1 rRNA gene is annotated in these 235 nt (G+C 43.8%); it reads right to left on the bottom strand.

The window, feature by feature from the left end:
• Positions 1-86: ribosomal RNA gene (gene rrf / locus KNO98_RS14650) — 5S ribosomal RNA — on the bottom strand; the annotation flags it as partial.
• Positions 87-235 lie beyond the last annotated feature (149 nt).

Consider the following 235-nt stretch of genomic DNA (forward strand, 5'->3'; position numbering starts at 1 on the left):
ATCCCCCAACTACTTTCGGCGCTGAGACGCTTAACTTCCGTGTTCGGCATGGGAACGGGTGTGGCCGTCTCGCTATCGCCACCAGACAAATATGATATTAACATTATTTTAACATAATGTCAACATTTTTTTGAGATTGTTCTCTCAAAACTGAGGATTCATCAACACAAACCATTAGACTAGATCAAAGCCTCGACCGATTAGTATCATTCAGCTCCACGTGTCACCACGCTTC

The organism is Exiguobacterium sp. s57, from assembly GCF_018617685.1.
In the GTDB taxonomy this organism is placed as follows: Bacteria; Bacillota; Bacilli; order Exiguobacteriales; family Exiguobacteriaceae; genus Exiguobacterium; species Exiguobacterium marinum.